The following is a 4,682-nucleotide window of genomic DNA, read 5'->3' on the forward strand; positions in this document are numbered from 1 at the left end:
GCGCGCCCCGGGCGCTCGCCGGGGCCCGCCCCGGGGGGCCCGCGCCGGGCGCGGAGGTGCGCGCCCGCCCCCGCCCCGCCTTCGCGGCCACGAAGATCAGCCACGCCACCGCCACGTCGATGTTCCGCGACGTCGGCATCACCTGGTCGTCCTCCGGCAACTGCTCCAACCGGAACAACGGCACATGTACGTCGTTCGACCAGCTCAACCACGCCACCGCGCAGGGCGCGCAGACCCTCAAGCGGGCCAGCGGGTGCGCGCTGAACATCACCGGCGGTACCGAGACCGGACACGCCTCCGGCACCTACTCGCACTGGAACGGCTACAAGCTCGACTTCAGCAAGTACACCTGTGTCGGCAACTACATCAAGAACTCCTTCGCCTACATCGGCGTGCGCGGCGACGGCGCTCCGCAGTGGCGGTCCGGTTCGGGCAACGTCTACGCCGACGAGGGCAATCACTGGGACGTCACCTACTACAACTGTGGCGGCTGCTGAGCCGTGACCGCGGTCGGCAGGGGGAGGCGCAGTGCTTCAAGTGGACTTCGACGAAGGCGCGTTGGCACGGATGGGCGTGGCCCGGGGTGCCGATCCGCTGTGGGAGACTGCGCTGAGCCTCCACCTGCTCCAGAACGGCCAGGAGCCCCTGGCCTACGATCCCTGGCGGCGCGAGGTGCGCGGCGCGCTGCACCATGCAGGACTCGCCGACGACGTACGGGCGTTGATGCGACTGTGCCCGCCCACCGGGTACTTCCCGGACTTCCTGACGCCCGGTCGCGGCGACCTGGACCTGGCGGACGGCGTGGACCGGGTGCGCTCGACGCCCCGGAACAGACTGGTCGCCGAACTCACCCGGCTCTGCGCGGACCTGCGCGGCCCGGTGCCGCGCACTGTGCGGTGGGTGGCTTCCGGGGACGCCACCGCGCTGCGCCGGCTGGGCGGCACGCTGCGCCGCTATCACGCCGTGGCCGTGGCGCCGTACCTGCCCGTGATCCGCGCCCGGGCCGGTGAGGACCGCGCCCGGCGTGCCGAGGCGGCGCTGAGCGGTGGCGCCGAGGCCCTGCTCGCGAGCTACACGGAACTGCCGGGCCGGCGGCAGGACGGCACCCGGCTCGCCGCCCCCTACCCCGAACCCCGGTCGCTCAGGCTGGGCGGGCGCCCGCTGACGCTGGTGCCTGCCTTCTTCTGCGTACGGACCCCGCTGGCCCTGGTGGACGAGTCGCTGCCGCCGGTGCTGGTGCACCCGCTGCGCCCGGCGCCGGGCCGGCTGCCCCGCCTGCGCGCCGGTGCGGCGAAACCCTCCGTCGCCCAGCTGACCGGCCCGTCGCGGGCCCGGGTGCTGGAGTCGCTGGAGACTCCGATGACCACGACGTCGCTCGCCGCGGCACTGCGCCTGGCACCGTCCACGGCGAGCCGCCACGCCGCCGTACTGCGTGAGGCGGGGCTGGTGGCGACCCGCCGCGAGGGCAACCGGGTGCTGCACCGGCGTACCGCGCTGGGGTCGGCGCTGCTGGACGGGGCGGCTCAGCAGGTGGGCACGCCGGGGAGCCAGGAGTCGGCGACGTCGATGAAGATGTTGGAGACGTAGCCGCCGTAGTCGGGCAGGTAGGACCAGGCGTCGTTGCTGTAGCCGTCGTAGTTCACCAGCTCACCGTGGACCTGGCAGCGGACCCGGACGGTTGTCGGTCCGGGCAGGCTCGCCACCCGGGTGGAGCCGGTCGTCGCCTGCTGACGGATGCTCACGTCGGTGCCCCATGTCGGGAACGACGTGGTGTCGCCGCCGGCGTCGGTCCACAGGTAGGTGACGGTCACCCAGCCGTTGTCGTTGAGGCCGACGTTGTAGAAGGTGCCGTCGGCCAGGTCGATGCCGGCCGGGTTGGCGACCTGCCGGCCGGACTCGTCGCGGCCGCCGTTGTAGCCGTCCTCGTACGCCGCCTGCGCCTCGGGAAGGCCGCGCGGCAGGTCCTTCCACTGCTCGCGCTGCGTGAAGGGGTTCCAGTGGTCGTCGTGCGTGTTCCACGGGCCGACGTCCCACACCGGCGCCGTCTCGCAGCGGGCGGGGCCGCACACCTGCACCGAGTACTGTCCGCTGCCCTTGGGAGACAGGGCCCTTCGTGAGGGGAGCGCCACGAAGTGGTCGTTCTCCTTGATGACGTGGCCGTTGGCCGTGGTGTGGCCGACCAGGCCCTCGCGGGTGGCGTAGACGCGGGCGGAGAAGGCGGCCGTCGGCGTGGACCCGGCGGAGTCGCCGCCCGTGTCGTCCGCCGTCAGGGTCAGGGCCCGTACGGCGGCCGTTGCCTCGCCCTTGGCGTTCCACAGGGTGAGCCGGGCCTGGACGTCCACGACGTCGCGCGGCAGTCGCACCGGGGTGCCGGGCGCCGCGCGCTGCCACTCGGTCCAGGTTCCGTCGGCCGCCCGTCCGCGCACGTCGACCTCGACGTCCGCCGCCTCGGGCACGGTCGCGTCGAGGTCCACGGTGATCCGGTTCACCGGCCGTGCCACGTGGTGGGTCTCCAGTACGGCGGAGGCGTAGCCGCGGTCGCGGCCCAGGGAGGCGGGGCTGACGGAGCCGTCCCGCACCCGCAGGGCGCCCTCGCCGTACCGGACGTTGACGTCGTCGCCGCCGGCCGGGGACAGGTCGGGGCGCCAGGACTCCGAGGCGGGCGGGGAGGGCGCGTCGGCGGCCGGGGCCGGAGCCGCGGCCAGTGCCGTGCCGGCGAGGGCGAGCAGGCACACGGTGCCGGTCAGGGCACGCGTGGAACGCGGTCTGCGGCGCGGGACGGAACCCGGGCGCGGGGTGGGAGGGGTCAGCATGTGGGCACTCCTGGGAGCCAGGCGTCGTCGACGTCGATGAAGATGTTGGACACGTATCCGCCGTAGTCGGGCAGGTACGACCAGGCATCGTTGCTGTAGCCGTCGTACTCGACGAGCCCGCCGTGGACCTGGCAGGCCACGCGGACGGACGTCGGTCCGGGCAGACTCGCCACCCGGGCGGAGTCCGTCGAGGGCTGCTGACGGACACTCACGTCCGTGCCCCACGTCGGGAACGGAGTGCCCGTGCCGCCGTCGTCGCCGCGGACCAGGGTCATGTAGTAGGCCCACCCAGTCCCCGTGCGGGCCGGGGTCGGTGTGGTCGTTGCCGGGCACCTCGCTGTGTCCGACGATGTGCGCTGTCCCGTCTCCCGATCACGTCGTACGGCTTCCGCCTGATCGGGCCGTACCGGTAAAGGAGTCGGGACGATGCGCCTCCGGGTTCCGGACGGGAGTCGTGAATATTCGTTTGCCCGCCGGACGTGGCGACGGATGCAATGACCGGCACGATCAACCGAGGAGACGTCGTCGCGTGAACACGCCATCCGAAGCAGCGCGGGCCGGCGGGTCGACCTTCCGGATCGGCGCACTCGTTCCGCTGACCCGGCCCGGCTGGGTCGAGGCGGGCCGCCACCTGCTCGCCGGACTCGAACTGGCCGTGCACGAGGCCAACGACGGCGGCGGGATCGCGGGCAGACCGCTGGAGCTGGTGGTCCGGGACACCGCGGCCGATCCGCGGAAGGCCGCGGGGGCCGTGGACGAGCTGGCCGGCCTGGGCGTGGCCGCCCTGGTGGGTGAGTACCACAGCGTCGTCGCCCGTGCCGCCGCCTCCGCGGCCGACGCCCTCGGCGTGCCGTACCTCTGCTCGTCGGCGGTGCTCGACACGCTCACCGAACGGCCCACGGACCTGGTCGCCCGGCTCGCGCCGGCGCAGTCCCACGGCTGGCGGATCTACGCGGACTTCCTGCTCGGTGCGGGCCACCAGCGCGTCGCCGTGGCGACCCAGCCGAGTGTCTACTGGGCATCCGGAACCCGCCTGCTGCGGGAACACCTGGCTCCACGCGGTGGCACCGTCGTCGAACTCGACATGAGCGCGCTCACCCCCGCGGCCCTGTGCGACGCGCTCGCCGACCACGGCGCGACGGCCCTTCTCCTCCTGGTCGGCCACCCGGATCCGGCCGTACCGGTCGTCAGGTCCGTGCGCCGCGACCCGCGACTGGCCGAGCTGACGATCGGTGCCCCCGCCGGGCAACCGGAGTTCGCCGAATGGGCCGGAGCGCTGGGCGCCGACGGTGCCGGAGTCCCGTTCCTGCGCTACCTGCCCGAGCGGTTCGGCCCGCTCGGCGCACGGGTCGAGGCGGCCCTTCGCGCACGGCTCGACGAAGCGCCCTCCTTCGTCGCCTTCGAGGGCTACGACACGGTCGCCGTCCTCGCCGACGTGCTGCGCAGGGACGGTACGGACCTGGCGGCGGACACCGCCGCGTCCTGGTCCCAGGTCGACGTCGAAGGCACCCGGGGGCGGATCCGGTTCACCCGCACGTCCGGCATCGGCGTCTGGCAGTGGGTCTGGCCGCCGGTCCAGGTCGTGGACCGGGATCCGGCGCGCCCCGACCGCTTCCGCGTCCTGCACACCGGCTGAGCCCGCACGGGGCAGGCCGGCCCCTGCGTCACGGCGCCCCCTGCGAGGGGGGGGGGCGTGAGGCGTCCGGGGGTGGCGGCCGGGGGCGGGGGGTCCGGGCGGTGGGGGGGGCGCGGGGGCCGCCCGCGGCGGGGGGGGTTTGGGGTGTGGCGGGGCCGGGTGGGGGGGCGGGCCGCACCGCGCTGCTGGTGCACGCCGACGACGAGCGGATGCGCAGGCTCGCCGTACTGGAC

General features: G+C 74.2%; 5 protein-coding genes. 3 read left to right on the forward strand and 2 right to left on the reverse strand.

Going from position 1 to position 4,682, the window contains the following annotated elements:
• The first annotated feature begins 56 nt into the window (after positions 1 to 56).
• Together ACFWR9_RS15360 and ACFWR9_RS15365 are read left to right on the forward strand one after the other, a co-directional pair.
• Positions 57 to 497 (forward strand): hypothetical protein, encoded by a 441-nt coding sequence (locus tag ACFWR9_RS15360; RefSeq protein ID WP_383841314.1) that lies wholly within the window; start codon positions 57 to 59, stop codon positions 495 to 497.
• Between the two features lie 40 nt (positions 498 to 537).
• Positions 538 to 1,587 carry an ArsR/SmtB family transcription factor gene (locus ACFWR9_RS15365; RefSeq protein WP_383841271.1) on the forward strand — a complete coding sequence of 350 codons (1,050 nt, stop codon included), beginning with the start codon at positions 538 to 540 and terminating at the stop codon, positions 1,585 to 1,587.
• On the opposite strand, the gene ACFWR9_RS15370 is transcribed toward ACFWR9_RS15365, so the two are convergent.
• Positions 1,524 to 2,813, reverse strand: a complete 1,290-nt coding sequence (locus ACFWR9_RS15370; RefSeq protein ID WP_383841275.1) for a hypothetical protein — start codon at positions 2,811 to 2,813, stop codon at positions 1,524 to 1,526. The genes ACFWR9_RS15365 and ACFWR9_RS15370 overlap by 64 nt on opposite strands.
• The gene (locus ACFWR9_RS15375) at positions 2,807 to 3,088 is read right to left on the reverse strand and encodes a hypothetical protein (RefSeq protein WP_383841278.1); all 282 of its coding nucleotides are present in this window, start codon (positions 3,086 to 3,088) and stop codon (positions 2,807 to 2,809) included. Before ACFWR9_RS15375 ends, ACFWR9_RS15370 begins: the two co-directional genes overlap by 7 nt.
• Positions 3,089 to 3,342: 254 nt before the next feature.
• Between ACFWR9_RS15375 and ACFWR9_RS15380 the strand changes: the two genes are divergently transcribed.
• Complete coding sequence (locus ACFWR9_RS15380) at positions 3,343 to 4,449, forward strand: ABC transporter substrate-binding protein (RefSeq protein WP_383841281.1); 1,107 nt, start codon at positions 3,343 to 3,345, stop codon at positions 4,447 to 4,449.
• Positions 4,450 to 4,682 lie beyond the last annotated feature (233 nt).

The sequence above is a fragment of the Streptomyces sp. NPDC058534 genome, assembly GCF_042717365.1.
In the GTDB taxonomy this organism is placed as follows: domain Bacteria; phylum Actinomycetota; class Actinomycetes; order Streptomycetales; family Streptomycetaceae; genus Streptomyces.